At 76.5% G+C, this 4,385-nt stretch carries 3 protein-coding genes and 2 pseudogenes; all 5 read left to right on the forward strand.

All coding sequences use genetic code 11. From position 1 onward, the window contains the following. A pseudogene (locus ACFQ3T_RS34580) lies at positions 1-358 on the forward strand (hypothetical protein); the annotation flags it as partial. Then, complete coding sequence (locus ACFQ3T_RS34585; RefSeq protein WP_380730018.1) at positions 355-1,623, forward strand: glycosyltransferase 87 family protein; 1,269 nt, start codon at positions 355-357, stop codon at positions 1,621-1,623. The pseudogene ACFQ3T_RS34580 and the gene ACFQ3T_RS34585, both read left to right, overlap by 4 nt. Then, positions 1,620-3,035, forward strand: a complete 1,416-nt coding sequence (locus ACFQ3T_RS34590) for an oligosaccharide flippase family protein (RefSeq protein ID WP_380730020.1) — start codon at positions 1,620-1,622, stop codon at positions 3,033-3,035. Before ACFQ3T_RS34585 ends, ACFQ3T_RS34590 begins: the two co-directional genes overlap by 4 nt. After that, on the forward strand, positions 3,032-4,120 hold the full coding sequence (locus ACFQ3T_RS34595) for a glycosyltransferase (protein WP_380730022.1): 1,089 nt from the start codon (positions 3,032-3,034) through the stop codon (positions 4,118-4,120). The genes ACFQ3T_RS34590 and ACFQ3T_RS34595 overlap by 4 nt, the downstream gene beginning before the upstream one ends. Continuing rightward, positions 4,117-4,385, forward strand: a pseudogene (locus ACFQ3T_RS34600) (glycosyltransferase family 4 protein); the annotation flags it as partial. The gene ACFQ3T_RS34595 and the pseudogene ACFQ3T_RS34600, both read left to right, overlap by 4 nt.

Genomic DNA, 4,385 nt, shown 5'->3' on the forward strand with positions numbered 1-4,385 from the left:
GGTCGTGCTGCTGCCCGACGACGACCCCGACCTGACGGGGCGCCTGACGGTGCTGTGCGAGGCGTCCGCCCGCCCCGCGCGGGTCGTGGCGGAGGTCCCGGAGCTGACCTCGCGCGCCGAGGCCCTGGCCGCCGAGCTGCCGGACAAGACCGGCGAACCCGGTGATGGCGAGGCGGTGATCGCGCTCGTCCCGGCGGTCCCGGAGCGGTGGCCCGTGGGAGTGGGCGCGGCCTCCCGCCGTGCCGCCGGCCGGGACGAGGCCGGACGGGCGCTCGGCAGGCGGCACGAGGAGCTGGCCGCCGCGGCGGCCGCGCTGCCCGCGCCGGCGACCGTGATCGCCGTGCTGGTGGTCCCGTGAGCGAGCAGACCCGGCCGCGGCTCGGCGGCACGTCGTCCGGCGCGCGAACGCGCACCCTGCTCACCGTCCTGGTGGCGTTGGCGGGCGGCACGGCGGCGTGGCGCGCGCTGCGGCCGTCGTGGGAGGTGCCGCACCCGACCTGGGCCAACCTGCCCGAGGAGCGGATGCAGGACTTCCGCGACGCGCTGTACTTCCCGATCCGCGAGTTCCTCGCGGGTGGCAACCCGTACCACCCGGCGACGATGTTCGAGCACTGGCCGGTCCGCCAGAACTTCAACCTCTACCAGCCCTACCACCTGCTGCTGCACGCTCCGTTCGCGGCGCCGGGCTACCGGGTGGGGGCGGTGGCGTTCGCGCTGGCGTCGTTGGTGCTGCTGATCGCGCTGGCCGGGCTGGCGGCGGGCCGGCTGCGCCCCCACGTGCCACTGGCGCTCGGCACGGCGGTGATCTCGACCGTGCTGCTGCTCAGCCAGGTCGGCAAGGCGCAGTTGTACGTCGGCCAGGTGAACCCGCTCGTCGCGGTCGGCGCGGCGGGCGCGTTGCTGGCCCGCACCAGCCACCCGAGGTGGGCGGCGGTCGCGTTGGCGCTGGCGTGGCTGAAGCCGCAGTTCGGCCTGCCGCTGGCGGTGCTGCTGTTCGCGCGCGGGTCGCGGCGGGTCGCGCTCACCGGCACGGCCGTCGCGGCGGTGGCGAGCCTGGTCGTCGTGGTGCCGCTGGTGGTGCGCGGCGGCGGGATCGGGCCGTTCCTGGACGTGATCGCGGCGAACCTGGCGCACGCCGGCCAGACCGCGTACGGCGCGGTGGACTCGATGACCGCGCAGCGCGTCGACCTCGCCGCCGTCTGGTACCGGGTCACGGGCTGGCTGCCGCCGGGGGCGGAGGCGTTCGCGCTGGTCGGGGTGCTCGCGGTGAGCGCGGTCCTGGCCCGGCGGCTGGACCGGCTCGGCGAACCGGCCGCGGCCGACCTGCTCACCTGCCTGGCCGTGGTGGTGGCGGTCGTGCACCAGCCAGGTGACGTGCTGATCGCCGTGCCGTCGATGGCGGCGGTGGCGGTGCTGTGGTGGCGCCGCCGCGACCGGCTCGGCTGGCCGCTGCTGCTCCTGCTGGTCCCGTTCGCGCACCTGCACTTCGTGAACCTGGCGATCCGGGACGTGGCCGGCACGCGGGTCGACGTGACCGTCGACGGGGTGGCCGTCGTCGCGGCGTGGCTGCTGCTCGTCGCCTTCACGGCGGCACGCCGTCCGGTCCACTCGGGACGGACGTGACGGCGGTCGGCCAGCGGGCCGTGCGCGGCTCGCTGTGGCTGTTCCTGGTGAACGTGGTCAGCAAGGGCAGCCAGATGGGCGTCACGCTCGTGCTGGCCGCGTTCCTCACCGAGGAGGGCCTCGGCCTGGTGGCGCTCGCCGTGGCGCTGGTGAACATCGGCCAGGTCGTGCAGTCGATGGGCGTCTACGACGTGGTCAGCCGCACGGACCGCGATCCGCGCCGGGTGGCGGGCACGCTGCTCACCCTCAGCGCGGGCACGGGTCTGGCGCTGGCACTCGGGCTGGTGCTCGCGGCCGACGGCATCGCCCACGCGCTGGACGCGCCGTCCGTCGCGCCCCTCGTGCGGTGGGCGGCGTTGAGCCTGCCGTTCTCGGCGGTGGCCGGGGTGCAGATGGGGCTGCTGCACCGCGACCTGGACTTCCGCCGCCGGCTGCTCCCCGACGCGGGCGGCGGCGTGCTCGGCGCGGCGGTGACGATCGCGCTCGCGGCGGGCGGCGTCGGACCCCTCTCGCTCGTGGTCGGGCTGCTGTGCACGGCCGTCGCGCAGCCCGTGCTGGGCGTGGTCGTCGTGGTGCGGGTGCGGCCGGTCCGGTACGCGGGCGCGGCGGCCGAGGCGGTGCGGTGGATCGCGCTGGTGGGGCCGGGGGCGCTGGTCGCGGTGCTGCTGATCAACCTCGACTACCTGGCGCTCGGGCGGGCGCACGGGCCGGAGGCGGTCGGCGTGTACTCGTTGGCCTACCGGATCGCCTGGGTGCCGTACATCCTCGTGGCGGTGGTGCTCGGCGGTGTGCTGCTCCCGTTGTGCGCCAGGCTGATCCGGGACGGCGGAGAACTGTCCGAAGTGGTCGGTCGGGCGACGACGGCCGTGCTGGTGGTGACCGGCGGCCTCTACGCGGTGACGGCGGCGATGTCCGACCGCGTGGTCGTGTTCGGCGGGCGGTGGGCGGGCGCGGCGACGCCGTTGGCGCTGCTGTGCCTGTACGGCTTGGGGATCAGCCTCCTGCACGTCTGGTACCAGGTGCTGAAGGCGGCCGGGCACGCGCGCCGGTACCTGGCGCTGGAGGCCACGCACCTGGTGCTGCTGGTGGGCGGGCTGCTGGCGTTCACGTCGCACGGCGTGGTGGCCGTCGCCGCGGTGCAGGTGGCGGCGGCGTGGCTGCTGGTGCCGTGGACGTGGCTGGCGCTGGCCCGGCGGGGGCTCAGCCCGCCGCTGGGCGCGCTGCGCGGGGGTGTCGTGGGCGTGGTCGTGGCGGCCGGGTGCTGCGCGGCGGTGGCTTTCCTGGCGGGTGACGTGTTCGGCCCACCCGGTTCCGTGGTGGGCGCGATGACCGAAGGGGTCGTGTTGACGGTGGTGTGCGGCGTGGTCGTGGTGGCGGCGAACCGGGAGGCGTTGCGCGAGGTGCGGCGGTGAGGGTCGTGCACGTGAGCCAGCCCGTCGCGGCGGGCGTGGCCGGGGTGGTGCTGGAGTTGGTGCGGTCGCAGCGGGACCAGGGGTGGGCGGTCGCCGTGGTGTGCCCGCCCGGCCCCCTCGCCGATCGCGCGCGGGCCGTGGGGGTCGAGGTGCGGGAGTGGCCCGCCGGGCGGCAACCGGGACCGGGCCTGCTGGGGGAGGCGGTCCGGTTGCGGCGCCTCCTGCGCGACCTCGCGCCGGACGTCGTGCACCTGCACAGCTCCAAGGCCGGCATGGTCGGGAGGCTCGTCGTGCGCGGGCGTCAGCCGACGTTGTTCCAGCCGCACATGTGGTCGTTCCAGAGCGCCGGCGGCGTCGTGGGGCGCGCGGCCCGCGCGTGGGAGCGGCTGGCGGCCCGGTGGACGCACCAGTTGGTGTGCGTGAGCGACGACGAGCTGGCCCTGGGCCGTGCCGCCGGCGTGACCGGACCCGCCGAGGTGGTGTGCAACGGCGTGGACACCGAGCGGTTCCACCCCGCCGACCGGCTCGCCGCGCGGCGGCGGCTCGGCCTGCCCGACGCGCCCACGGCGGTGTGCGTCGGGCGTCTCGCGCCGCTGAAGGGCCAGGACCAGCTGCTCGCGGCGTGGCCCCTGGTGCGGGAGCGGGTGCCGGACGCCCGGTTGGTGCTGGTCGGCGAGGGGCCGATGGCCGAGCGGTGGCGGGCCGAGCACGACGACGCGTCCGTGCTGTGGTGGGGGCACGACGACGCGGTCGCCGACTTCTACGCCGCCGCCGACGTGGTCGTGATGCCGTCGCGGGCGGAGGGGATGGCGCTGGTGCCGTTGGAGGCGATGGCGTGCGGGCGGTCCGTGGTGGCGTTCGACGTCGGCGGGGCGCGGCAGAGCGCGGGTGAGGCCGGCGCGGTGCCGCACGAGGGTGACGTCGCGGCGTTGGCGGAGGCGGTCGCGCGGCGGCTCGCCGACCCGGCGCTGGCCGACGAGGAGGGCGCGCACGGCAGGCGGCGGGTCGAGCTGCTGTTCGACCGGCGGCAGGTGGCCGACCAGGTCGCGACCCTGGTGGACAAGCTCGTGGTCGGTGTCCGGTGAGGCGGCCCCGGATCGCGTACCTGCTGACCCAGGACAGCGGGGGACCGGTGGACGTCACCGTCCGCCTCGCCCGCGCGCTGCTGGACACCGGTGACGTCGACGTGCGCGTGTTCGGCCCCGTGCCGCTCCGGGGTGCGGAGGCGGTGGCCGGGCGCCACGAGCTGGTGGAGGTCGGCGACAAGACCGACGTCCGGGCGGGTCGGCGGGCGCGGGCGCTGCTGCGCGACTGGCGGCCGGACGTCGTGCACGCGGCCGATCGGCGGGC

This window comes from Saccharothrix hoggarensis (assembly GCF_042678885.1).
GTDB classification, from domain to species: Bacteria; Actinomycetota; Actinomycetes; order Mycobacteriales; family Pseudonocardiaceae; genus Actinosynnema; species Actinosynnema hoggarensis.